Origin of the sequence: Mycolicibacterium gadium, from assembly GCF_010728925.1 — a bacterium.
Lineage (GTDB): Bacteria > Actinomycetota > Actinomycetes > Mycobacteriales > Mycobacteriaceae > Mycobacterium > Mycobacterium gadium.
In genome coordinates this window covers 3,281,561-3,303,758 of the sequence record NZ_AP022608.1, presented here as the reverse complement: position 1 = coordinate 3,303,758, position 22,198 = coordinate 3,281,561, and the positions used below count along the sequence as shown (strand labels likewise).

The 22,198-nt window shown below is 64.9% G+C and carries 26 protein-coding genes and 1 tRNA gene; 20 read left to right on the top strand and 7 right to left on the bottom strand.

Features of this window, described 5'->3' with window-relative positions:
- The first annotated feature begins 115 nt into the window (after window positions 1-115).
- From rpmF to G6N36_RS16200, 8 genes are all read left to right on the top strand, one after another.
- The gene (rpmF, locus tag G6N36_RS16235) at window positions 116-289 is read left to right on the top strand and encodes a 50S ribosomal protein L32 (protein WP_066978450.1); all 174 of its coding nucleotides are present in this window, start codon (window positions 116-118) and stop codon (window positions 287-289) included.
- A gap of 89 nt (window positions 290-378) precedes the next feature.
- Window positions 379-1,065 carry a response regulator transcription factor gene (locus tag G6N36_RS16230; RefSeq protein WP_163687506.1) on the top strand — a complete coding sequence of 229 codons (687 nt, stop codon included), beginning with the start codon at window positions 379-381 and terminating at the stop codon, window positions 1,063-1,065.
- On the top strand, window positions 1,065-2,552 hold the full coding sequence (locus G6N36_RS16225; RefSeq protein ID WP_163687503.1) for a HAMP domain-containing sensor histidine kinase: 1,488 nt from the start codon (window positions 1,065-1,067) through the stop codon (window positions 2,550-2,552). The genes G6N36_RS16230 and G6N36_RS16225 overlap by 1 nt, the downstream gene beginning before the upstream one ends.
- A 146-nt stretch (window positions 2,553-2,698) precedes the next feature.
- On the top strand, window positions 2,699-4,069 hold the full coding sequence (locus G6N36_RS16220; RefSeq protein ID WP_163687501.1) for a S1C family serine protease: 1,371 nt from the start codon (window positions 2,699-2,701) through the stop codon (window positions 4,067-4,069).
- 29 nt (window positions 4,070-4,098) lie between these two features.
- On the top strand, window positions 4,099-4,644 hold the full coding sequence (locus G6N36_RS16215; protein WP_179964943.1) for a MogA/MoaB family molybdenum cofactor biosynthesis protein: 546 nt from the start codon (window positions 4,099-4,101) through the stop codon (window positions 4,642-4,644).
- A gap of 596 nt (window positions 4,645-5,240) precedes the next feature.
- A complete protein-coding gene (locus G6N36_RS16210) occupies window positions 5,241-5,882 on the top strand; it encodes a porin MspA (protein WP_163687498.1) in 642 nt (213 codons plus the stop codon).
- 269 nt (window positions 5,883-6,151) lie between these two features.
- Window positions 6,152-6,793, top strand: a complete 642-nt coding sequence (locus G6N36_RS16205; protein WP_163687495.1) for a porin MspA — start codon at window positions 6,152-6,154, stop codon at window positions 6,791-6,793.
- A gap of 268 nt (window positions 6,794-7,061) precedes the next feature.
- Window positions 7,062-7,703, top strand: coding sequence for a porin MspA (locus tag G6N36_RS16200; RefSeq protein WP_163687492.1), 642 nt, complete (start codon window positions 7,062-7,064; stop codon window positions 7,701-7,703).
- Between the two features lie 65 nt (window positions 7,704-7,768).
- On the opposite strand, the gene mscL is transcribed toward G6N36_RS16200, so the two are convergent.
- Window positions 7,769-8,191 (bottom strand): large-conductance mechanosensitive channel protein MscL, encoded by a 423-nt coding sequence (gene mscL, locus G6N36_RS16195; RefSeq protein ID WP_163687489.1) that lies wholly within the window; start codon window positions 8,189-8,191, stop codon window positions 7,769-7,771.
- A 145-nt stretch (window positions 8,192-8,336) separates the two neighbouring features.
- On the opposite strand from mscL, the gene G6N36_RS16190 reads away from it, so the two are divergent.
- Window positions 8,337-8,540: a hypothetical protein gene (locus G6N36_RS16190; RefSeq protein WP_163687486.1), complete on the top strand. Its 204-nt coding sequence runs from the start codon at window positions 8,337-8,339 to the stop codon at window positions 8,538-8,540.
- Between the two features lie 5 nt (window positions 8,541-8,545).
- Here G6N36_RS16190 and G6N36_RS16185 read toward each other — a convergent pair whose 3' ends face one another.
- The 3 genes from G6N36_RS16185 to G6N36_RS16175 all read right to left on the bottom strand — a co-directional run bounded on the left by G6N36_RS16185 (window position 8,546) and on the right by G6N36_RS16175 (window position 10,275).
- Window positions 8,546-9,208, bottom strand: a complete 663-nt coding sequence (locus G6N36_RS16185) for an SAF domain-containing protein (RefSeq protein ID WP_163687484.1) — start codon at window positions 9,206-9,208, stop codon at window positions 8,546-8,548.
- 61 nt (window positions 9,209-9,269) lie between these two features.
- On the bottom strand, window positions 9,270-9,620 hold the full coding sequence (locus G6N36_RS16180; RefSeq protein ID WP_163690717.1) for an FmdB family zinc ribbon protein: 351 nt from the start codon (window positions 9,618-9,620) through the stop codon (window positions 9,270-9,272).
- An 88-nt stretch (window positions 9,621-9,708) separates the two neighbouring features.
- Window positions 9,709-10,275, bottom strand: a complete 567-nt coding sequence (locus tag G6N36_RS16175; RefSeq protein WP_179964795.1) for a 5-formyltetrahydrofolate cyclo-ligase — start codon at window positions 10,273-10,275, stop codon at window positions 9,709-9,711.
- A gap of 64 nt (window positions 10,276-10,339) precedes the next feature.
- Here G6N36_RS16175 and G6N36_RS16170 point away from each other — a divergent pair, with 64 nt between their 5' ends.
- The 5 genes from G6N36_RS16170 (at window position 10,340) to G6N36_RS16150 (ending at window position 14,576) form a co-directional block, all read left to right on the top strand.
- On the top strand, window positions 10,340-11,251 hold the full coding sequence (locus tag G6N36_RS16170) for a UTP--glucose-1-phosphate uridylyltransferase (RefSeq protein WP_179964794.1): 912 nt from the start codon (window positions 10,340-10,342) through the stop codon (window positions 11,249-11,251).
- 37 nt (window positions 11,252-11,288) lie between these two features.
- Window positions 11,289-12,563 carry a molybdotransferase-like divisome protein Glp gene (gene glp / locus G6N36_RS16165; protein ID WP_163687479.1) on the top strand — a complete coding sequence of 425 codons (1,275 nt, stop codon included), beginning with the start codon at window positions 11,289-11,291 and terminating at the stop codon, window positions 12,561-12,563.
- Window positions 12,564-12,583: 20 nt separating this feature from the next.
- Window positions 12,584-13,237 (top strand): GNAT family N-acetyltransferase, encoded by a 654-nt coding sequence (locus G6N36_RS16160; RefSeq protein ID WP_163687477.1) that lies wholly within the window; start codon window positions 12,584-12,586, stop codon window positions 13,235-13,237.
- Window positions 13,238-13,417: 180 nt separating this feature from the next.
- On the top strand, window positions 13,418-14,449 hold the full coding sequence (sepX, locus tag G6N36_RS16155) for a divisome protein SepX/GlpR (protein WP_163687473.1): 1,032 nt from the start codon (window positions 13,418-13,420) through the stop codon (window positions 14,447-14,449).
- A 54-nt stretch (window positions 14,450-14,503) separates the two neighbouring features.
- Window positions 14,504-14,576, top strand: a tRNA-Ala gene (locus G6N36_RS16150).
- Window positions 14,577-14,617: 41 nt separating this feature from the next.
- On the opposite strand, the gene G6N36_RS16145 is transcribed toward G6N36_RS16150, so the two are convergent.
- Both G6N36_RS16145 and G6N36_RS16140 read right to left on the bottom strand, forming a co-directional pair.
- Window positions 14,618-15,019, bottom strand: coding sequence for a tyrosine-type recombinase/integrase (locus tag G6N36_RS16145; RefSeq protein ID WP_163687470.1), 402 nt, complete (start codon window positions 15,017-15,019; stop codon window positions 14,618-14,620).
- Window positions 15,020-15,038: 19 nt separating this feature from the next.
- Window positions 15,039-16,229, bottom strand: a complete 1,191-nt coding sequence (locus G6N36_RS16140; RefSeq protein ID WP_163687467.1) for a site-specific integrase — start codon at window positions 16,227-16,229, stop codon at window positions 15,039-15,041.
- Window positions 16,230-16,459: 230 nt separating this feature from the next.
- Between G6N36_RS16140 and G6N36_RS30245 the strand changes: the two genes are divergently transcribed.
- The 6 genes from G6N36_RS30245 (at window position 16,460) to G6N36_RS16110 (ending at window position 21,358) form a co-directional block, all read left to right on the top strand.
- Window positions 16,460-16,864 carry a ferredoxin gene (locus G6N36_RS30245; protein WP_308205959.1) on the top strand — a complete coding sequence of 135 codons (405 nt, stop codon included), beginning with the start codon at window positions 16,460-16,462 and terminating at the stop codon, window positions 16,862-16,864.
- Window positions 16,857-17,600, top strand: a complete 744-nt coding sequence (locus G6N36_RS16130; protein WP_163687464.1) for an SDR family NAD(P)-dependent oxidoreductase — start codon at window positions 16,857-16,859, stop codon at window positions 17,598-17,600. Before G6N36_RS30245 ends, G6N36_RS16130 begins: the two co-directional genes overlap by 8 nt.
- A 299-nt stretch (window positions 17,601-17,899) precedes the next feature.
- Window positions 17,900-19,159 carry an aromatic ring-hydroxylating dioxygenase subunit alpha gene (locus G6N36_RS16125; protein WP_235690081.1) on the top strand — a complete coding sequence of 420 codons (1,260 nt, stop codon included), beginning with the start codon at window positions 17,900-17,902 and terminating at the stop codon, window positions 19,157-19,159.
- A 101-nt stretch (window positions 19,160-19,260) separates the two neighbouring features.
- Window positions 19,261-19,668 carry a 3-methyl-2-oxobutanoate hydroxymethyltransferase gene (locus tag G6N36_RS16120; RefSeq protein WP_235690080.1) on the top strand — a complete coding sequence of 136 codons (408 nt, stop codon included), beginning with the start codon at window positions 19,261-19,263 and terminating at the stop codon, window positions 19,666-19,668.
- Window positions 19,669-19,679: 11 nt separating this feature from the next.
- On the top strand, window positions 19,680-20,501 hold the full coding sequence (locus tag G6N36_RS16115; protein WP_163687455.1) for a 3-methyl-2-oxobutanoate hydroxymethyltransferase: 822 nt from the start codon (window positions 19,680-19,682) through the stop codon (window positions 20,499-20,501).
- 2 nt (window positions 20,502-20,503) lie between these two features.
- Window positions 20,504-21,358, top strand: a complete 855-nt coding sequence (locus G6N36_RS16110; RefSeq protein ID WP_235690286.1) for an alpha/beta fold hydrolase — start codon at window positions 20,504-20,506, stop codon at window positions 21,356-21,358.
- Here the strand turns inward: G6N36_RS16110 and G6N36_RS16105 are convergent.
- Window positions 21,344-22,042, bottom strand: a complete 699-nt coding sequence (locus G6N36_RS16105; protein ID WP_163687449.1) for a FadR/GntR family transcriptional regulator — start codon at window positions 22,040-22,042, stop codon at window positions 21,344-21,346. The genes G6N36_RS16110 and G6N36_RS16105 overlap by 15 nt on opposite strands.
- Between the last annotated feature and the right edge of the window lie 156 nt (window positions 22,043-22,198).

Genomic DNA, 22,198 nt, shown 5'->3' with positions numbered 1-22,198 from the left:
CGGAGGCGCATTTTGGAGCAGATACAGGTCAGGGGCTATCCTGAAGGGCAATCGTCGACGCCTGACTACTCGCGTGACGCAATAATCAGGACCCTTCAAGAGGAGAATCTCGATCATGGCTGTCCCAAAGCGGAGGATGTCGCGCGCGAACACCCGTAGCCGGCGTTCGCAGTGGAAGGCCAAGCGCACCGAGCTCGTCGGCGTGACGGTTGCTGGTCAGCAGCACAAGGTGCCGCGGCGCCTGCTCAAGGCTGCGCGCCTCGGCCTCATCGATCTCGACCGCCGCTGATCTCGTCCCCGCTTGTCGGGCGGGGTCTTTCCCGGTGAGGTCGGCGCGCCTCTCAGGCCGCTCTCAGACAGCGGGTTGACACTGTGGCTGTGCGAATACTTGTCGTCGACGATGACCGCGCTGTGCGCGAATCGCTGCGTCGATCGCTCTCCTTCAATGGTTACTCCGTCGAGCTGGCGCAAGACGGTCTCGAAGCTCTCGATCTGATCGCCAGCGATCGGCCGGATGCCGTCGTGCTGGACGTGATGATGCCGCGGCTGGACGGCCTCGAGGTGTGCCGTCAGCTCCGCAGCACCGGCGACGACCTGCCGATACTCGTGCTGACCGCGCGAGACTCGGTCTCCGAACGTGTCGCCGGCCTGGACGCGGGCGCCGACGACTATCTCCCGAAGCCGTTCGCGCTGGAGGAACTGCTCGCCCGCATGCGCGCCTTGCTGCGGCGCACCTCGCCCGATGAGGGCACGGATACACCGGCGATGACGTTCTCCGACCTGTCGCTGGATCCGGTCACTCGCGAGGTCACCCGCGGTGAACGCTCGATCAGCCTGACGCGCACCGAGTTCGCGCTGCTCGAGATGCTCATCGCGAACCCGCGGCGGGTACTCACCCGCAGCCGCATACTGGAAGAGGTGTGGGGTTTCGACTTCCCGACCTCGGGCAACGCCCTCGAGGTGTACGTCGGCTACCTCCGCCGTAAGACCGAGGCCGAAGGAGAGCCGCGACTGATCCACACCGTGCGCGGGGTGGGTTATGTGTTGCGCGAGACACCTCCCTGATGTCAGCTCGAACCTCCTCGCCTCGTCCCGGGCCATATCCACAGGCGGCGCAGTCGACGGCCAGTTCGTTGTCGCTGCGCTGGCGGGTGATGCTGCTCGCGATGTCGATGGTGGCGATGGTGGTGGTCTTGATGGCCGTCGCCGTGTACGCCGTCGTCTCACGCGCGCTCTACGACGATATGGACAACCAGCTGCACAGCCGTGCCAGCCTGCTGATCGAAAGCGGCTCGCTGACCACCGATCCCGGTAAGGCGATCGAGGGCACCGCGTACTCCGACGTGAACGCGATGCTGGTCAATCCCGGCCGCTCGATCTTCACTGCGAACCAGCAGGGGCAGACGCTGCCACTCGGTGATCCCGAGAAGGCCGTCATCCGTGGCGACCTGTGGATGTCGAAGCGATCGGTCAACCAACAGCGGGTGCTGGCCCTACATCTGTCCAACGGCAGTACATTGCTGATCTCCAAGAGCCTGGTGCCGACCGACAAGCTGCTCAAGCGGTTGGGCACCGTGCTGCTCATCGTCGGCGGGGTCGGCGTGGTGGTGGCCGCGATGGCAGGCGGTGCCGTCGCCCGCGCGGGGCTGAGGCCGGTGGCGCGGCTCACATCGGCGGCGGAGCGCGTTGCGCGCACCGACGATCTGAGGCCGATTCCGGTATACGGCAGTGACGAACTCGCCCGTCTCACCGAGGCTTTCAACATGATGCTTCGTGCCTTGGCCGAATCGCGTGAGCGGCAAGCACGGCTGGTCACCGACGCCGGCCACGAACTGCGCACCCCGCTGACGTCGTTGCGCACCAACGTCGAACTGCTGATGGCATCGATGGCCCCGGGGGCTCCGCGGCTGCCCGAGGAGGAGATGGCGGGCCTGCGCGAAGACGTCATCGCCCAGATCGAAGAGCTGTCCACCCTCGTCGGCGATCTGGTCGACCTTACCCGCGACGAAGCCGGTGTCGTCATCCACGAGCCCGTCGACATGACCGAGGTCGTCGACCGCTCACTGGAGCGAGTTCGCCGCCGCCGCAACGACATTCAGTTCGATGTGCACCTGGTGCCGTGGCAGGTCTACGGCGACGGCGTCGGCCTGGGGCGCGCGGTGCTCAACGTGCTCGACAACGCCGCCAAATGGAGCCCGCCCGGCGGACGGGTCGGTGTGCGGTTGTCACAGGTCGACTCGATGCATGCCGAATTGGTGATCACCGATCAGGGTCCCGGTATCCCGCCGCAGGAACGGCGGTTCGTGTTCGAGCGGTTCTTCCGCTCGACCTCCGCACGTGCGATGCCGGGATCGGGTCTGGGTCTGGCGATCGTGAAACAGGTTGTGCTCAAACATGGCGGCTCGCTGCGCGTCGAGTACGCCGTGCCGGGAGGGCAGCCGCCGGGCACCGCGATACACATGGTGCTGCCGGGCAGACCGATACCCGGTGAGTCCGCGCGACACGCGGTCGCAGGCGTGGACTTGCCCGTGGTCAGCGTTGACAATGATTAGCCTAGGCGCGCTCTGGGGAAGCAACTCTCTGTGCATGTCCCGAACGTTCTCTAAGTGGATTCTCAGCCCGCTGAGGCAACTTTGAGAGTGCGAACGCCGTTGTTCTGGATGTCGGACCCACAACAGGAAAAGAGCACCGCAGCGACATGACCAACCATCCGAGGTATTCGCCGCCACCGCCACCGGGTCGTCGCCCCGAGCCCGCGGCCGCCGGATACCCCGGTGCGCAGCGGCCCGATCCGTACCAGCAGCAGCCGTATGACTGGCGGTACCAGACGCAACAGCAACAGCCTTTTCGCGCCCCTTACGATCCGTACAGTGGTGCGCCGCAGCCGGCGACGGCGCGGTTTCCCCACCCGCCCCTTCCGGTGCAGCAGGCCCAGAAGCGTTCTCGCGCAGGCTCTTTGATCGCCGGCGCCATCGCCGTCGCCGTCGTGTCCGCCGGTGTGGGCGGGGGAGTGGCATTGCTGGCGCAGTCCGAGCGGCCCGCGGCGACGTCGACCATCAACGGCGCCGCTCCCGGGCAGCCCGTCGCCAGCCTGCCCGCCGGCACGGTCGAACAGGTCGCTGCCAAGGTGGTGCCCAGCGTGGTGAAGCTCGAGGTGGACCTTGGCAGGCAATCCGAGGAGGGCTCCGGGATCATCCTGTCGCAGGACGGCCTCATCCTGACCAACAACCACGTCGTCAGTGCGGCGGCACAAGACCGGCCGGGCGGCCCCGGCGGTCCGGCGGCACCCACGGGTGGCGGCGGCGCGCAGACCAAGGTGACGTTCGCCGACGGCCGCAGCGCACCGTTCACGGTGCTCGGAACCGACCCCAGCAGCGACATCGCGGTGGTGCGCGCCCAGGGAGTGACGGGTCTGACGCCGATCACCGTCGGCTCGTCGGCCAACCTGCGCGTCGGCCAGGACGTCGTGGCGATCGGTTCGCCGCTCGGGCTCGAGGGCACGGTGACCACCGGCATCATCAGCGCGTTGAACCGGCCTGTCGCCGCCGGTGGTGACATCCGCAACCAGAACACGGTGCTGGATGCGGTGCAGACCGACGCCGCCATCAACCCCGGTAACTCCGGGGGTGCGCTGGTCAACATGAATGGCGAGTTGGTCGGCGTCAACTCGGCCATCGCCACATTGGGCGGCGACGCCGATGGCGCGGCGCAGGGCGGTTCGATCGGGCTTGGCTTCGCCATCCCGGTCGACCAGGCCAAGCGCATCGCCGACGAGCTGATCGAGAACGGCACCGCCTCGCACGCCTCGCTGGGTGTCCAGGTCGGTAACGACGCGACGGTCGACGGTGCCCGCATCGTCGAGGTGACCGGCGGCGGCGCCGCGGCCGCCGCGGGCCTACCCAGTGGTGTCGTCGTGACCAAGGTCGACGACCGGGTGATCAACAGCGCCGATGCGCTGGTCGCGGCGGTGCGATCCAGGGCGCCCGGCGACAAGCTGACGCTCACGTACCTCGATACCGCCGGCAAACCGCAGACCGTGGAAGTCACGCTCGGCAAGGCCCAGCAGTGAGGCCCACTGTGACCTCCGGACCGACGACCCTGAGAGTGGCTGCGCCGCCGTCGCTGCCCGGATATACGGTTGGCGTCATGGAACAGCCAGGGGAGTTGGTGGGCCGAGCTTTGGTCGTCGTGGTGGACGACCGCACAGCGCATGGTGACGAGGAGGACCACAGCGGTCCGCTGGTCACCGAATTATTAGGTGAAGCGGGCTTCGTCGTGGATGGCGTGGTCGTGGTGGCTGCCGATGAGGTCGAGATCCGTAACGCGCTGAACACCGCGGTCATCGGTGGAGTGGACCTGGTGGTGTCGGTCGGTGGGACCGGTGTCACGCCGCGTGACGTCACCCCCGAGGCGACGGTCGATCTGCTCGACCGGGAGCTGCTGGGTATCGCGGAGGCACTGCGGGCGTCCGGGTTGTCCGCCGGCGTCGCCGACGCCGGACTGTCACGCGGCCTGGCAGGAATCTCGGGGAGCACGCTGGTCGTGAACCTGGCCGGATCTCGTGCCGCGGTGCGCGATGGTATGGCGACCCTTACTCCGCTGGCTGTTCAGATCATTGGACAGCTGTCGAGTCTCGAGATTTAAGAGAAATCTGTGGACGGTCACACGAAAGTGTGATCTTTGTCACAGCTGAGGAGGGCCATGGCCGACCGGTCGGAGCGCCCGCGTGACGCGGTTGACGAAATTTTCGGCGACGGACTGTGTCCGAAGTCTATTGACGATCGCGAAGACTCATTTGCCGACGAGAATCGACACGATGAGTGGTTGCAGGAGAACACGCCTCCGCACCACCAGTGACCTGTGGATATGCCTGCGTGAGGGAATGTCGCACACGTTGCCTTGATCTTGACCCAGTGCCTGGCAGCCAGGGGTAAATTACCGGCCCCTACGGGCCGCTCGACGCCCCCTGTCAACGTCGGCATGGGCGCTACTGGAGTGAGCAAAGTGGCAGGTCTGGTAACACTGTGCCAGCTATATGCGATGTCACGTTGCCGGGGTGATGCCCGACCGTTATGTTCCTCGTGTTAACGATGAGTAAGACGTAAGAGCAGTATGTGAAGTTTCTCATTTGCGACACATGCGACTCCTGCGTCCTGTGTGGTGTACGCAGCAGTGCCAGGCACGAACAACAAAACACAGTGGTCCATTCGGGGGTCGCTGTCGACATAGCTAGGGAGAACATGAAGGTATTCAGTCGGGTGCTGATGGCTTTGGTTTTGGCAATAGCCGGAGCCATCGCGTCTTTGTTCGTGAGCGCTGGCACCTCTCACGCCGGGCTGGACAACGAGCTGAGCCTCGTTGACGGCCAAGACCGGACGCTGACCGTTCAGCAGTGGGACACCTTCCTCAACGGTGTGTTCCCGTTGGACCGCAACCGGCTGACCCGCGAGTGGTTCCACAGCGGTCGCGCGAAGTACATCGTCGCCGGCGCCGGAGCCGATGAGTTCGAGGGCACCTTGGAGCTGGGTTACCAGATCGGCTTCCCGTGGTCGCTGGGTGTGGGCATCAACTTCAGCTACACCACGCCCAACGTCCTGCTCGACCAGTTCTCGCCGGTGGACCCGACTGGCCCGGCGTTCACCACGCCGAACCTGTTCCCCGGTGTGTCGATCAGCGCCGACCTCGGCAACGGCCCCGGTATCCAGGAGGTCGCCACCTTCTCGGTGGATGTCGCCGGTGCGTCCGGTGGTGTGGCGGTGTCCAACGCGCACGGCACGGTGACCGGTGCTGCCGGTGGTGTGCTGCTGCGTCCGTTCGCTCGGCTCATCTCGTCGGCTGGTGACAGCGTCACCACCTACGGCGAGCCCTGGAACATGAACTAACCTCTCCCAGGCAAAGAAGGGGTCCCCCGGAGAACTCCGGGGGACCCCTTTTTTCATGACCCCGGTCTTGCCAGTGTCTGAACCGGTCAGGCCGGCAAGACCAATTTCTTCCTCGCGTTGCGAGGGTGGTGCCCGACCGTTATGTTCCTCGTGTCAACGATGAGTAAGACGTAAGAACCGCCTGTGAGGCTTCTCATTTGAGGGCCAGGCACGAACAACAAAACACAGTGGTCCATTCGGGGGTCGCTGTCGACATAGCTAGGGAGAACATGAAGGTATTCAGTCGGGTGCTGATGGCTTTGGTTTTGGCAATAGCCGGAGCCATCGCGTCTTTGTTCGTGAGCGCTGGCACCTCTCACGCCGGGCTGGACAACGAGCTGAGCCTCGTTGACGGCCAAGACCGGACGCTGACCGTTCAGCAGTGGGACACCTTCCTCAACGGTGTGTTCCCGTTGGACCGCAACCGGCTGACCCGCGAGTGGTTCCACAGCGGTCGCGCGAAGTACATCGTCGCCGGCGCCGGAGCCGATGAGTTCGAGGGCACCTTGGAGCTGGGTTACCAGATCGGCTTCCCGTGGTCGCTGGGTGTGGGCATCAACTTCAGCTACACCACGCCCAACGTCCTGCTCGACCAGTTCTCGCCGGCGGACCCGACTGGCCCGGCGTTCACCACGCCGAACCTGTTCCCCGGTGTGTCGATCAGCGCCGACCTCGGCAACGGCCCCGGTATCCAGGAGGTCGCCACCTTCTCGGTGGATGTCGCCGGTGCGTCCGGTGGTGTGGCGGTGTCCAACGCGCACGGCACGGTGACCGGTGCTGCCGGTGGTGTGCTGCTGCGTCCGTTCGCTCGGCTCATCTCGTCGGCTGGTGACAGCGTCACCACCTACGGCGAGCCCTGGAACATGAACTAACCTCTCCCAGGCAAGAAGGGGTCCCCCGGAGAACTCCGGGGGACCCCTTTTTTCATGACCCCGGTCTTGCCAGTGTCTGAACCGGTCAGGCCGGCAAGACCAATTTCTTCCTCGCGTTGCGAGGGTGGTGCCCGACCGTTATGTTCCTCGTGTCAACGATGAGTAAGACGTAAGAACCGCCTGTGAGGCTTCTCATTTGAGGGCCAGGCACGAACAACAAAACACAGTGGTCCATTCGGGGGTCGCTGTCGACATAGCTAGGGAGAACATGAAGGTATTCAGTCGGGTGCTGATGGCTTTGGTTTTGGCAATAGCCGGAGCCATCGCGTCTTTGTTCGTGAGCACTGGCACCTCTCACGCCGGGCTGGACAACGAGCTGAGCCTCGTTGACGGCCAAGACCGGACGCTGACCGTCCAGCAGTGGGACACCTTCCTCAACGGTGTGTTCCCGTTGGACCGCAACCGGCTGACCCGCGAGTGGTTCCACAGCGGTCGCGCGAAGTACATCGTCGCCGGCGCCGGAGCCGATGAGTTCGAGGGCACCTTGGAGCTGGGTTACCAGATCGGCTTCCCGTGGTCGCTGGGTGTGGGCATCAACTTCAGCTACACCACGCCCAACGTCCTGCTCGACCAGTTCTCGCCGGCGGACCCGACTGGCCCGGCGTTCACCACGCCGAACCTGTTCCCCGGTGTGTCGATCAGCGCCGACCTCGGCAACGGCCCCGGTATCCAGGAAGTCGCCACCTTCTCGGTGGATGTCGCCGGTGCGTCCGGTGGTGTGGCGGTGTCCAACGCGCACGGCACGGTGACCGGTGCTGCCGGTGGTGTGCTGCTGCGTCCGTTCGCTCGGCTCATCTCGTCGTCCGGTGACAGCGTCACCACCTACGGCGAGCCCTGGAACATGAACTAACCTCTCCCAGGCGTTAACGAGAAACAGCCCCCCGGATCATCCGGGGGGCTGTTTTCGTATGTCGCTCAGGTCTTGTCGTTGCTCGTGGTCTCTGCGGTGTCGGTGCCGCGCCCGGGGGTGTCGGCCAAGAGGTTGCGGATCTCGGTGAGCAGCGAAAGTTCGGTGTCCTGAGCCTGTTCGACTTCGCCCTTCTTCCGCAACCTGTTGTAGGGCAACACGACCAGGAAGTACACGACGGCAGCGACGAGGATGAAGTTGATGGCCGCCGACAGCAGAACGTTCAGGTCGATGGTCTGGTCACCGCCGATGCTGATTCTCAGGATGCCGTAGTCGGAGTCTCCGCCCGCGCCGATCCGGTTGATGAGTGGCTGGATGATGCTGTCGGTGAACTTGGTGACCAGCGCCGTGAACGCGGTGCCGATGACCACCGCGACGGATAGGTCGACGATGTTGCCTCGGGCGAGAAACTCCTTGAAGCCCTTTAACATGCGCGCGATTTCCTTCCTATGAGCCCGGCTATATGACAGACACTCGACGTTAGTCCCGATGGTCCTGCGGCACGCGGGGTCCGATGCTAGCTTGCGTGGTGATGCCAGTTCGGCTGTGTGACAGACAAGTTTGGGAGGGCGTGCCATGCGGTGGCTGTTCGCGGTGGTAGCAGGAATGCTGATCGGCATCTCGGCGATCGCGACGAGCCCGGCCAACGCGCAACCGGTTCCGCCCCCGCCGCCGCCGACGCAACCCGGCTCGTCGAGCACCGAGGAGCCGGCCGACATGGTACTGGATGCGATCGAGCAGGACGTGGCCGCGAGTACCACGCCGGCACCGCAAACCTGACGGGCTCAGTGGAAGGTGAGCGTGACGGTCTGAACCAGCGCCGCGCCCGCAGCCTTGTTCGCGTCGTGAGCCGGCAGGGCGACAAGCACCACACGATCACCTCCGCCGCCCGCGCCGGTCGGTTTCGGGGATACGAGGACGACGACCGCGTCGGTCGCCACGACCGCAGGCTCGGCGTCGGCGCCGACGCCCGCATCGGCTCCGGCGCCGAGTACATCAACCACGTCTCCCGGCCGGATCAGGTCGAGTAGTGCTGTGTCGTCAAGGTGGAGCGGAACGATGCGCGCATTGGGGCCCGCCGCCGATTCGGCCAGCCGCGGTCCCAGCAACCGCACGTCTGTGAGCGCCTCGCCGCGGCGCGCCGGGCCGGCCAGCGTCGCGCCGACCACGACCGTGAGATCCGTCTGGGATCCATCGGGGACCGTTGTCGCCAAACGGGTTTCGACGCGGACATCGTCCGCGCTGAGTTCGATGCCCGGCGCCAGATCCCGGGCGGCAACGACGATATCGGTGCGCTCGTGCGCCGGGTCGGGCCGAAGTGCCGCGACGGCAGCCAGGATCACGAGAGCGCCGGCGGCGACGCGCCGGGCCGTCGCGGTGCGTGACCAGTCGGGGCGCAGACGATCGACGAGTCGGCTCAGCGCCGTCGGATTGAGTGATTCCCCCATACCGCCAAACTAGGCAGCCGAGGAGGGTGACGGCGCGGTGTGACCACGCGCCTGTGGATAACTAGCTCGACGCCGCCGCGGCGGGTGCCGAACTCGAGGAGCTGGAACTCGACGAGCTGGAGCTCGAGTCGCCGGACGACTTCGAGGTGGACTTGTCCGCTGACGAGGACTCCGAACCACCGGACGAACCGTTCGAGGACGGCGCCGAAGACGACGAGGACGTGCTCTTGGCCGTCTCGCGGCTGTCGTTGCGGTAGAAGCCGCTGCCCTTGAACACCACTCCCACATTGCCGAACAGCTTGCGCAGGCGGCCGCTGCACTGGGGGCAGGTGGTCAGGGCATCGTCGCTGAAGGCCTGCACCTCATCGAAGCGATTGCCGCATTCGGTGCACGCATAGGAATACGTGGGCACGAAAACCTCCGAGATCGTCAAACTTCTTAGCACTCTACCGGCTCAAGTGCTAGAACCGCTACGTGCCCGTCGGCATTCCCAGTACCTGCTAGCCGAGCGTCACCAGTCCGCGGATCGGGGTCAGTGCGTGGGTCATGCGCACATCGTGGGGTTCGGCGGGCAGGGCCTCGACGAGTTCGTCGTCGCGCACGACGGCGATCCGGCGCGCGGCGGGATCGGCCAGCGGCAGAGCGCGGTCGTAGCACCCCGCGCCGCGGCCCAGCCGCACACCGCTGCGATCGACCGCCAGCGCGGGCACCAGGATCACCGATGCCTGCGCGATCGCGTCGGCCCCCTGCCACGGTGCAGCGGGTTCGCGCAGTCCGAACGGTGCCTCGACGAGCTTGCCGGGACGGTACTCGCCCCACTGCAACCCCGCGATATCGCCGCGCGCGACCGGCAGCAGCACCCGCACACCGAGGTCGTCCAGTGTGTCGACCAGGTCCATGGATCCTGGCTCGGAGCCGACCGGCACGTAGGCGCACACAGTCGCGGCGTCCGTGATGAGTGCCGCCAGATGGCGAGCGAGGGCCTGCGCCTCGACGGCGTGCTCGCGCGGCGTTACTGCGCGGCGAGCCATCAAGATCGCCGTGCGCAGTTCAGCTTTCGTCCGCACGCGCCGCCTCCAAACCTCGGGACTTGGGGGGTTCAACTGCGGTATGGACACTAGTGTGTGAACGATGACACGGCCCGAGGTACCGATTCCGCGCACCGCGGTCGTTCCGGCTGCAGGCCTGGGGACACGATTCCTGCCGGCGACGAAGACGGTGCCGAAAGAGTTGTTGCCTGTCGTGGACACACCAGGCATCGAACTGGTCGCCGCGGAAGCCGCCGAGGCCGGTGCCGAACGGCTCGTCATCGTCACCTCCGAGGGCAAGGACGGAGTGGTGGCCCACTTCGTGCAGGACCTCGTGCTCGAGGGCACGCTGGAAGCGCGCGGCAAGCACGTGATGCTCGAGAAGGTGCGTCGTGCCGCGGCACTCATCAAGGTCGAATCGGTGGTCCAGGCCCAACCGTTGGGTCTCGGCCACGCCGTGGGCTGTGTGGAGAGTGTCCTGACCGACGACGACGACGCGATCGCCGTGTTGCTGCCCGACGACCTCGTGCTGCCCACCGGTGTGCTGGAGACGATGTCGAAGGTCCGTGCCAAGCGCGGCGGTTCGGTGTTGTGTGCGATCGAGGTGCCCGGCGACGAGATCAGCGCCTACGGCGTCTTCGACGTCGAACCCGTCAGCGACACCAACAACCCGAACGTGATGCGGGTCAAGGGCATGTTCGAGAAGCCCAAGCCCGAGGACGCACCGTCGCCGTATGCCGCCGCCGGCCGCTACGTGCTGGACCGGGCGATCTTCGGTGCGCTCAAGCGGGTGCCCCGTGGCGCCGGCGGTGAGATCCAGCTGACCGACGCGATTGCCCTGCTGATCAACGAAGGACATCCCGTGCACGTCGTCGTGCATCGCGGTTCTCGACACGACCTCGGAAATCCCGGCGGCTACCTCAAGGCTGCGGTTGACTTTGCGTTGGAGCGCGACGACTACGGGCCCGAGCTACGGCGGTGGTTGGTGGAGCGCTTGGGGCTGATCGATTGCTGACCCGCGGCGATCGCCCTGACACCTAGAAAGGCGTGTTGTGCGGTCGGTTGAGGAGCAGCAGGCCCGAGTGGCCGCCGCCGCGGTGGCCCCCAGACCGGTCAGGGTGGCGATTGCCGAAGCGCAGGGTCTGATGTGCGCCGAAGAGGTGGTCACCGAGCGTCCGCTGCCGGGTTTCGATCAGGCCGCCATCGACGGCTACGCGGTCCGAAGCGTCGACGTGCTCGGCGTCGGGACTGGGGACGAGGAAGACGGCGATGACGCGCGGACTGGCTCCGACGGTGAGGTGAGCCTGCCGGTCATCGGTTCGATCGAGGCCGGGGCGCGCACCCCCAGCCGCCTGCAGCCGCGCCAGGCCGCCCGGGTCCAAACGGGTGCGCCGATGCCGACACTCGCCGACGCGGTGCTCCCGCTGCGGTGGACCGACGGCGGCGACTCGCGGGTGACCGTGCTGCGCGGTGTGCGCTCCGGCGCCTACGTCCGCAGGACGGGAGACGACGTTCAGCCTGGTGACGTGGCCGTGCGCGCCGGAGCGATCATCGGACCGGCGCAGGTGGGATTGTTGGCCGCGGTCGGGCGGGACCGCGTGCTCGTGCATCCGAAGCCGCGACTGTCGGTGCTGTGTGTGGGAGGCGAACTCGTCGACATCTCCCGCACGCCGGGCAACGGGCAGGTCTACGACGTCAACTCCTACGCGCTGGCCGCTGCGGGACGCGACGCGGGCGCCGAGGTGAACCGCGTCGGCATCGTCGACACCGACCCCAAGGCTCTGCGCGATGTCATCGAGGGTCAGATCAACCGGGCCGAGGTGGTGGTGATCGCGGGCGCGGTCGGCGGGGCCGCCGCCGAAGGGGTGCGGGCGGTCCTCGCGGAACTCGGCGAGATGGAAGTCGTGCGTATCGCCATGCATCCGGGCTCGGTGCAGGGCTTCGGTCAGCTCGGACGCGACGGCGTGCCGGTGTTCCTGTTGCCCGCCAACCCCGTCAGCGCGCTCGTTGTCTTCGAGGTCATGGTGCGCCCGCTGATCCGGCTGTCGCTGGGTAAGCGCCAGGCGCATCGGCGGATCGTGCAGGCGCGCACCCTGTCGCCGATCGCCTCGGTGGCCGGTCGCAAGGGTTACCTGCGTGGACAGTTGATGCGCGATCAGGACACCGGCGAGTACCTGGTGCAGGCGCTCGGCGGCGTGCCGGGCGCACCGTCGCATCTGCTCGCGACGCTCGCCGAGGCAAACTGTCTGGTCGTCGTTCCCAGTGAGGCCGAACAGATCCGCACGGGCGAGATCGTCGACGTCGCGTTCTTGGCCCAGCGCGGCTGATCGACGCCGGGCACACCGTCATGAACCTGTGGCGTTCCAGTTCAATACATCCGGGGTGGCCGCAGCCGGCCGGCCCGCTGCGGGTGCCCGGCGGCGTGGTGAGACTGCGTCCGGTACGGCTGCGCGACGGTCCGCAGTGGAGCCGTATCCGGTTGGCCGACCGGGCTCATCTCGAGCCGTGGGAGCCGACCACCGGTCAGGATTGGGAAGTGCGGCACGCCATTACGGCATGGCCTTCGGTGTGCTCGGGGCTGCGGTCAGAGGCGCGTAAGGGTCGGATGCTGGCGTTTGTGATCGAACTGGATGGGGACTTCGCCGGCCAATTGACGATCGGAAACGTGACGCATGGGGCGCTGCGTTCGGCGTGGATCGGGTACTGGGTGGCCAGCTCGTCGACGGGCGGTGGGGTCGCGACGGCCGCGCTGGCGCTGGGGCTGGACCATTGTTTCAATGCGGTGCGGTTGCACCGTGTGGAGGCGACGGTGCGCCCCGAGAACGCCGCGAGCCGCGCGGTCCTGGCAAAGGTCGGCTTTCGCGAGGAGGGTCTGCTGCGCCGTTATCTCGAGGTGGACGGCGCATGGCGGGACCATCTGTTGGTGGCGATCACCATCGAGGAGCTCAACGGGTCGGCGGCGTCGGCTCTGGTGCGCCAGGGCCATGCGAGCTGGACGTGAATTTCTGGGAAAACCGCAATTGCGGAAGGTCTCGGTTGAGAGCCAATCTGTTGCAAAAGTGACACATGTGACTGTTGGTGCTTGTCACCAGCGAATTACAGGTGTGTAATTGTCTCGGCGCGCCATCCACGGATGCGCAGGTCAGAAGACCTAGCCTTAACGGGGAAAGGAGCCGGCGACATGCCAAGCATCCCCCAATCCCTCCTGTGGATCTCTCTCGTCGTCCTCTGGCTGTTCGTGCTCGTCCCGATGCTGATCAGCAAGCGAGACGCAGTGCGCCGCACCAGCGACGTCGCGCTGGCGACGCGGGTTCTCAACGACAGCCGCGCTCGGCTCCTCCGGCGCAAGGCGCCCGCGGCCGGCCATGCCAGCGATCCGGACTGGCGGCCGTCCGAGGAAGACCTCGATGACGACCTCGATGAAGACCGCGACGACGAGGCAGAAGAGGCCCCGGCCCGTCGGACGGTCGTGCGGGTCGCCGCCGTCGATGAGAAGGACGAGGATCCCGGCTACCTCGATGTCGACGTGATCGACGAGGACGCCACCGCGCTACCGGCCGGCGAGTCCGCGCGGGCTGAAACCGACGAGCTGACACTGGATTTCGATGATGTCGCCGAAGCGGAGCCCGTTGCCGAAGAGGCCGGCGAACCGCAGGCCGAGCGCGAACCCGAAGGTGGACCCGAAGCCGACGGCACCGACGACGAATACGAGTACGTCGCCGATTCCGCCGGCCTGGAGGCACCGTCGGACAACGAGCTCGAGCTGGCCGACTCGCTGAGTGCTGCACGGAAGCGGCGCTACGAATCGAAGACAGCTGCCGCGGTGAGCGCGCGCAAATACAAGTTCCGCAAGCGGATGCTGACCGTCATGGCGGTGCTGGTGATCGCGGCGGTGGTGTCGGCGTACACCGTCTCGTCGACGATGTGGTGGGTGAGTGCCGCCGTCAGCGCGGTGACCCTGTTCTACCTGGGCTATCTGCGACGCCAGACGCGGATCGAGGAGCGGCTGCGGCGCCGCCGCGCACAGCGCATGGCCCGGTCGCGGCTCGGGGTGGAGAACACCGACGACAGGGAGTTCGACGTCGTGCCGTCACGGCTGCGGCGGCCGGGTGCGGTGGTGCTGGAGATCGACGACGAAGACCCGGCCTTCGAGCACCTCGACTACGCCCCGTTCGCACGTCACTTCGACCTTCCGCGCGCCGCGGGACAGTAGCCCTGCGGTTTTCGACCCGCGGGCTGCGGCTGGTAGCGTGTGCTACCGGTATCAGGGGCTATGGCGCAGTTGGTAGCGCGTCTCGTTCGCATCGAGAAGGTCAGGGGTTCGAATCCCCTTAGCTCCACAACGATTCACGCAGATAAGCGGCTCCACTCGATTAGCTGATTACTGTGTCCCTGGCATACTAGTCCGCAGTTGGTCCGCAACAGATCGGATCGTGATGTCAAGACGGTCGGCTACGCCGTCCAGGTCCTCATCGAAAAGATCCGCGTACACGTCTAATGTCATCGACGCCTTCGCGTGCCCCAGCATCCGCTGGACAGCTTTGACATTCGCCCCTGCGCTCACCGCGAGACTGGCCGCAGTGTGGCGCAAGTCGTGCGGAGTGACGGTGGGGAACGAGTCATCGATCTTCTGGCACTTTTCCACGGCAGGCTGGAACACCCGAGCGCGCCAGTTGGAATTGCGAAGGACGCAACCCCGCTGATCGGTGAACACCAGCGCATCACGGTCCTTGCCGACCATCAGCGCGGCCAGCTCCGTGGACAACACGGCGGGGAAGGGCACGGAGCGACGCTCGTGTGTCTTACCCTACCTCCGCCGAGGGCGGAATGCCGTTGGGATCCCTGCTGATCAATGGGCTTTTTGCGAGGGGACTCGCATCGGCTCCCGCGCGTCGTGCCCACGGAATGCCCACATTTTTCTGCGCGTATGCGTCGTCCAAGTTCGACGCCACATCGTCGAGATCGGAATCGAACAAGTCGGCATATACATCGAGTGTCACTTTTGCGCTGCGGTGCCCAAGCATGCGCTGTAGCGCGAGCACGTTGGCTCCGGCCGATACCGCCAACGAAGCACAGGTGTGTCGCAAATCGTGCGGAGTGATCGACGGCAACCCGGCTCGTCGCAACGCCGCGGCGAACCACCCAGTAGAGGAGCGCGGACGGGGGAGGTAGCCGCAATTAGGGCCCGGGAAGATCAGGGCGTCGCGTGCCTTGCCCACGCAAAGGCGTGAGAGCTCGTCGAGAACGAATTGCGGAATTGGCACCGATCGCGAACGGCGTTCCTTTGTGGGCCCAATCTGATGGCCTCCTCCTAGTTGCACCGCATTGGTCGAGACCAGGATTCGGTGCCGAAGGAATTCCACGTCGCCGACCCGTAGTGCAATGGCCTCCCCCCATCGCAGACCACAAAACGCCAACAGCAGCACCAACACTCGGTGCTCTCCCGCCTCGACAGCCAAGGCGTGAACCTCAGACGCAGTCAGGTAGCGGTGTCGGCGCGCGACCCGGCGCGGCAGGTTCTCCACACCGCGAGCTGGATTGACGGCCAGCCGGTGGGACTTCACCGCATCGCTCAAAATTCCTGACAGCACGGCGTGCGCGCGACGCACTGTGGTCGTCCCATGTCCTCGACGTGCCATCGCGGTGACCCAGCCCTCGACCTCGATCGTGGTGATCTCGACGATGGACCGCGTCGCCCAGACCGGGTGAACATGGGTCCGCCAGGATGACTCCAGCGTGCGGTAGTGAGACGAGGCCGCGGAGTGCTTCTTTTTTTCCAGCCACGCTGCCGCAAGTTCGTCCACAGTCACACGTCCGGCTGCCGGGGATACGAACGTGCCCATCGCTTTTCGTACTTCGATAGTTGCGGCGAACGCCCGGGCGTCTCGCTTAGTCGCAAACCCGCGCTTATCGGTCTGCCGTCGGTCCGGTGTCCGGTAACGCACGCGCCACCTTCGGCCGGCCTTGGTCTCGTACGCTGTCACCGACGCCATTGACTCGCCTCCAACGTCCCGCCTCCGCAACACAAGTGAAACGCTCGCGCCCACCCAGCTGTTCCAAGAGGCGCAAGGGCGCGAATATAGCCGAACAAATTGCCGCACAAGGACTTAATGGCTCCTCGACCAGTCGTTGTCGATTGACCCAGGTAATATCCACTGCTATTTTACAGAACAAAGCTCTGTTTAGCAGAAACAGCCCGTCAGATATTTGAACCAGGATTCCCGTGATCAAGATCCATGCAGACCAGGAACGGCGCGAGGGAGACTTTGTCGCTGCGCCGGATGTGTTTGATTTGGACGATGATGGCATCGTCATGTTGCTACGCGATGAGATCGAGAGCTCCGAGCGTGAGCATGTCGATGAGTCCGCGCGCAGCTATCCGGTTGCAGCGCTTCGCACTCGAGCAGATGTCCGGGGCCGACCACTAGCACGTCTCGAAAACACCGCGCAGACAGAGAAACTGATGAAATATGCGACCTGCGCGCAGCAGGGCATGAGTGGCAATGAAGACAGGGCCCTGTTCGCAGATGCGGTTGTCCTCGGTAACGGACGCTACGCATCTAGCTCGGCGGACCTCACTGATGCCGACCCCTCCCGTCGTTCGCCATTGATCCGCTGCCGTGGCTGACCGGGACCCGTTCGACGTGGCCGGCACCGTCATCGTGGTAACCGGCGGCGCTAGTGGCATAGGCGATGAAGTGGTTGCAGATCTCGTGGACGCTGGCGCCAACGTGGTGGTTGCCGACCTCGCGCCACCGCCCTGGCGGCCGACGGTGATCTATCACCGTCTCGACGTCACCGACGAAGACGCGCTGGCTGGACTCGTCAAAGACACCGTGGAGCGCTTCGGTCAGATAGACGGCTTGGTCAATTGCGCTGCGATGTATAAGGCGCTCGGCTCCAAGAAGTCCTTGGAAGAATTGACCATCCAAGAATGGGACGACGTCCTACGCATCAATGTGCGGGGTACGTGGCAAGCGATGAAAGCCATTCTGCCAGCGGTGCCAGCGCGGGGCGGTCGCGTTGTGAACGTTTCCTCGTCGACCGCGCGGACGGGAACGCTCGGTTTTCCGCACTACATCGCCTCCAAGGCTGCAGTCGAGGGCCTCACCCGCGCTGCGGCCCGAGAGCTGGGCGCGCGTGGAATCACCGTCAACGCAGTCGCCCCAGGGCTCGTGGACGACGAGGCCACAAACGAACTCAACGATCCCAACTACGTCGCCCAGGCGGTCAACCGCCGGTCAATCAAGCGGACGCTATTCCCCGCGGATGTCGCGTCCGTGGTGCGATTTCTATGCAGCGGCGGCAGCGCGTTCATCACCGGTCAAGTCCTGATCGTCGATGGCGGGGGAGTATTTGTCTAAGTCTCGACCTACCGTGAGGTCTGACAAAGAAAGTCGCCGTCCATAATCCCCTCCGCGGTGCAAGTCTGCGCTCGCCCACACCGCTTACGGCAGAGTCCGGTCCCGGTGTCCTTGACGGGCCGCGCAACATCGGTGCGGGCCGTCGACCAATGCCCACGACGTCGAGCGAGGCGGCTGGTTGGTCCTGAATACCTAATGGTATTACTATTAGGGCAATTTGATCGGGCGTGAACGGCCGATGGTGGGAGAGAAAGAGAGAAGCTGAGGTAGAGGTGCTACGCGCAGAGGTTAACGAGCTTTTGACCAGGACCGGGCCGGGGACGCCGATGGGGGAGTTGTTCCGCCAATACTGGATTCCAGCCTTGCTCGCCGAGGAGCTGCCGGAGGATGATTGCCCACCGGTACGCGTGAAGCTGCTGAACGAGCGAATGATCGCTTTTCGTGACAGTCACGGCAACTTCGGCCTGATCGACGAGTTCTGCGCGCACCGTGGCGCCTCACTGTGGTTTGGCCGCAACGAAGAGGGCGGTCTTCGATGTCCCTACCATGGCTGGAAGTACGACGTCACGGGACAAGCCGTCGAGGTGCCGTCCGAACCTGTGGGGTCCACCTTTTGTGCGCACGTCAAACTGACGTCCTACCCGCTGGTCAAGATCGGGGACGTGCTGTGGACCTACATGGGCGACCCCGCGAAGCAGCCGCCGTTACCGGAATTCGAATTTGCTCTCGTGCCGGCCGATCAGACCTTCACGTCCAAACGATGGCAGGAATGCAATTGGCTGCAAGCCTTCGAGGGTGGCATCGATTCCAGTCATGTGTCGTTCCTGCATTCCGGGGGCCTGAAGTCGGACCCGCTGTTCAAAGGCAGCAAGGCTAACGAGTACAACATGGCGGACCTCAAGCCGTTCTTCGAGGTCGCGGACTCCGAGGGTGGTTTGTTCGTTGGTGCCCGCCGCAACGCTGACGCCGACAACTACTACTGGCGCATCACGCCGTGGGTGATGCCGTGCTTCACGATGGTGCCGCCACGAGGGGATCATCCTGTTCACGGCCACTTTTGGATTCCCATCGACGATGAGAACTGTTGGGCGTACTCGTTTGACTATCACCCCGTGAGACCGTTGACTTCGCAGGAAGTTCAGGCGATGAAGGTCGGGCACGGGGTGCACAGTGCCAACATCCCTGGCACGTACCGACCGCAGGCGAATAAGGACAACGACTATCTGATGGATCGTGCGGCGCAGAAGCGTGGCCACACATACTCGGGCGTGCGGGGTATCGCGATCCAAGACTCGTCGCTGCAGGAGAGTATGGGACCGATCGTCGATCGGACCAAGGAGCGGTTGGTGTCTGCCGACAGTGGCATCATCAAAGCGCGTCAAAAGTTGAAGCGGGCGGCTGAGGCGTTGCGCGACAAGGGTACGACTCCTCCAGGTGTTGACCCTGAACATCATCGAGTCCGGTCTGCGGCCGTCGTCCTTCCGCGTGACGCATCGTTCAGCGAGGCGTGCGGAGAAGATCTCAGGGTGCGCGAAGGCGTGCGGCAGACATCGGTATGACCAGTCCACTTCAGCCGAGTCTCGGGAGTAGTTGCGCGCGTGCGACATCTGCTGCCGAGATGCGATACCGGATCAACCGCCCGATCGCCGGGCGGAGGGGCGTGCGCGTCATTGCGCTCGACGGTGGTGCACGAGCGGTCATCGAGCGGCTTTCATCTCAGCCGTGGGGACATGCACGCTTCCTGTCGGTAGCCGAACCGAGAAGGAATACGGAGGAGCAGGGTTGGGTTTCGCTGCTCGACACCGACGGCGCCGTCTCCACTCTTGCGGTGGAGCTTGCCGACGCCGATGTGGTCGTCATGGTTGCCACCACCGGTGGGGATGCCGCTGCAGCAAGCATCATCGGTGCGGCGAGCACGGTTCGCGCGATCATGACCGCTGGCGTCGTCGTCGGCGCAGGCGCGGCGGCGAGTCAGACCGTGGCTGTGTTGCGGCCGCTTGCGCGCGTACTCGTCGTCAGCGGTCACGAAGAAGACGTGTCCGATCTGCTCTCAGCGCTGCGAGCCTGAAGGGACCCGTCGTGGGCACGAAGGTGAAACTCGCTGACCTGCAGGACATGAAACTGCGTGAGCAGAAGATCGTCGGTGTGGTGGCGTGGGACTACCAGATGGCACGGATAGTCGATCGTGCCGGCGTCGACTTGGTGTCGGTTGGTGACACTGTGGGAATCAACCTGTGGGGTCAGCCGAATCAGCTTGAAATCACCATGGATCAGATGGTCGTGGTGTGTCAGGCAGTGCGCCGCGGTGTCCGGCGCGCCTTGCTGTCCTGTGATTTCCCGTTCGGTCCGCTGCAGGACGGGCGAAAGAGTGCTGTGCGGGCGGCAATTCGTCTCGCCAAGGAAGCCGGCATCGACATGGTGAAACTAGACGGGGCATCCGATCATCTAGATGCCGTGACCGCGGTGACGCGTGCAGGGATTCCCGTGTTCGCTCAGTTCGGTATCACCCCGCAGACTTCCCTCAAATACGGTGTGACGTATAGCGCCACACCGAGCGCCGAGGATGCGGTTTCAGACGAACTTCTCAATGAGATGGTTTGTGAGGCCCGTCGTCTCGCTGATGCGGGCGCAGTGCTGCTGAACTTCACGAATTCGGGACCCGTCGTTGGGGCGGCAGTGGCCGAGGCGGTGCCCATCCCGGTGCTCGGTGGATTCGGTGGCGGCCCGTGGCTGGACGGCCGGATCCGGATGGCCACGGCCGCAATTGGTTACAGCGCCGATGGGCTCGACAGCCCACCGGATACTTATGCCAACGTCGCCCAGATCGCGCTGGACGCCATCACGGCGTATGCAGATGACGTGCGGGCTGCTCGCCAGATCAGGGGAGGTCTTCGACGTTGAACGTGGCTTCGGCGAGGATCGATGGCATTGAAACGCGTTACGCGGTAGCAGGTTCGGGCCCGCCGCTGCTGATGTTCTCGCCCGGCGGCTTCGCCGCATCCATGGACGCGTGGGAGAAGCACGGCCTCTATCGTCGAACGCGGATGCTGTCACAGTTGCAGGAGCGGTTCCAATGCATCACGTTCGACAAGCGTGAGGCCGGCGAGTCTGGCGGGCGCGTCGAGCGTGTCTCATGGGCTGATTACGTGAGACAGGGTGTCGGCCTGTTGGACCATCTCCGGCTGGGCCGAGTGCATATCATGGGTGCCTGCATTGGGTGTTCGATCGCGGCGTGCATGGCGAGCGCTCATCGCGGGCGGGTTGGGGGGATGGTGCTGTATTCGCCGGCCGGCGGCGTACGGTACCGGCGAAAGCAGCTCGAACGGTTCCGAGCCCACCTCGCCTACGCCGCGGAGCACGGGCTGGCCGGTGTTGTCGACCTGGCGGCAACGACCGAAGGCAACTTCTCCTCAGACGCCAGACTGGGTCCTTGGGTCAGCGTGTTGCGCTCCGACCCTGATTTCGCCGCGCAATACCGTGATCTCGGCAGCCGTCAATACCAGATCACTGTCGCGGCGATGGCGACTCTGTTGTTCGACCGTGACACCGTGCCTGGCCCTGAAGCTGATGACCTACTGGTGTCGGACGTGCCCGCGCTCATCGTGCCGGGTGAAGATGCGTCGCATGCACCCTCGGCGGCGCGTTACCTACAGGAGTGCCTTCCCATCAACGAGTATTGGGACGTTCCGGTCGCGGCGCAGACCGCCGAAACTGCGCCTGCGCGGGTGATCCGTTTTTTGGGGTCAGTTGCCCTTTGAGACGTGCTTTGCCGTTCGGCCGATGTGGGTACGCATCACGGACGTCGCTTTGTCGACATCGCGCTTCTTGATCGCCGCCACAAACTGGCGGTGCTCCCGAATGCCTCGGATACCCATCTCCGGGTGTGACTGCTGGACGTGGCGCATCGAGAGCAGAGTGGGTCCGTGAAAAGATTCAGCCAGCATCGCGATTGCCTTGTTATGGCTGGCCTGGGCGACGCGTGCATGGAACTCCGCTGACAGTTCCATCGGATAGAAACCTTCTTTCAAAGCCGCGTCCCCCCGGTCGCAGATCTCTGTCAGTTCTTCGATGTCCTGTTCAGTCGCACGCTCGCACACGAGCGGGATGATTCCGATCTCGAAAACCTGCCGCGCTTCGGTCACATCTTTGTCGGTCAGGCCCGACAAGCTGAGCAGATCCTCGATGCCTTCACCGATACGCTGGCTCGTTGGTGCCGTCACAAACGCGCCGCCGTGGGCGCCGACCTTGATGCGCACCATGCCGTTCGCCTCGAGGCCGCGCAATGCTTCGCGCACCGTAACCCGGCTCACCCCGAACTTGTCACCGAGTTCACGTTCGGCAGGCAGGCGGTCGCCCGGCCGCAGCTGACCTTCCCGAATCAACACACGTATCTGGTCGACAATCATCGCCGAGGCCCGGCCCGGACTGACCGGGCTGAACATCGAATCAGCCGGGGTCGTCGAGGGACTCTCGGATGCAGGCATGGCCCAATGATAAGGCGATCGCCCTGGCGGTCGTCCGCCACTTGAGCGCCGGCGTGGCGTGGCCGCTTAGAGGTAGACGCCTCCTCGTAACAAGTGGCATTAGCTTATCGCCTT

Coding starts and splice junctions, on each gene's coding strand:
- rpmF (WP_066978450.1), top strand. CDS start 116: ATGGCTGTCCCAAAGCGGAGGATGTCGCGCGCGAACACCCGTAGCCGG.
- G6N36_RS16225 (WP_163687503.1), top strand. CDS start 1,065: ATGTCAGCTCGAACCTCCTCGCCTCGTCCCGGGCCATATCCACAGGCG.
- G6N36_RS16220 (WP_163687501.1), top strand. CDS start 2,699: ATGACCAACCATCCGAGGTATTCGCCGCCACCGCCACCGGGTCGTCGC.
- G6N36_RS16210 (WP_163687498.1), top strand. CDS start 5,241: ATGAAGGTATTCAGTCGGGTGCTGATGGCTTTGGTTTTGGCAATAGCC.
- G6N36_RS16205 (WP_163687495.1), top strand. CDS start 6,152: ATGAAGGTATTCAGTCGGGTGCTGATGGCTTTGGTTTTGGCAATAGCC.
- G6N36_RS16200 (WP_163687492.1), top strand. CDS start 7,062: ATGAAGGTATTCAGTCGGGTGCTGATGGCTTTGGTTTTGGCAATAGCC.
- mscL (WP_163687489.1), bottom strand. CDS start 8,191: ATGTTAAAGGGCTTCAAGGAGTTTCTCGCCCGAGGCAACATCGTCGAC.
- G6N36_RS16190 (WP_163687486.1), top strand. CDS start 8,337: ATGCGGTGGCTGTTCGCGGTGGTAGCAGGAATGCTGATCGGCATCTCG.
- G6N36_RS16185 (WP_163687484.1), bottom strand. CDS start 9,208: ATGGGGGAATCACTCAATCCGACGGCGCTGAGCCGACTCGTCGATCGT.
- G6N36_RS16170 (WP_179964794.1), top strand. CDS start 10,340: ATGACACGGCCCGAGGTACCGATTCCGCGCACCGCGGTCGTTCCGGCT.
- G6N36_RS16160 (WP_163687477.1), top strand. CDS start 12,584: ATGAACCTGTGGCGTTCCAGTTCAATACATCCGGGGTGGCCGCAGCCG.
- sepX (WP_163687473.1), top strand. CDS start 13,418: ATGCCAAGCATCCCCCAATCCCTCCTGTGGATCTCTCTCGTCGTCCTC.
- G6N36_RS16140 (WP_163687467.1), bottom strand. CDS start 16,229: ATGGCGTCGGTGACAGCGTACGAGACCAAGGCCGGCCGAAGGTGGCGC.
- G6N36_RS16105 (WP_163687449.1), bottom strand. CDS start 22,042: ATGTTCAGCCCGGTCAGTCCGGGCCGGGCCTCGGCGATGATTGTCGAC.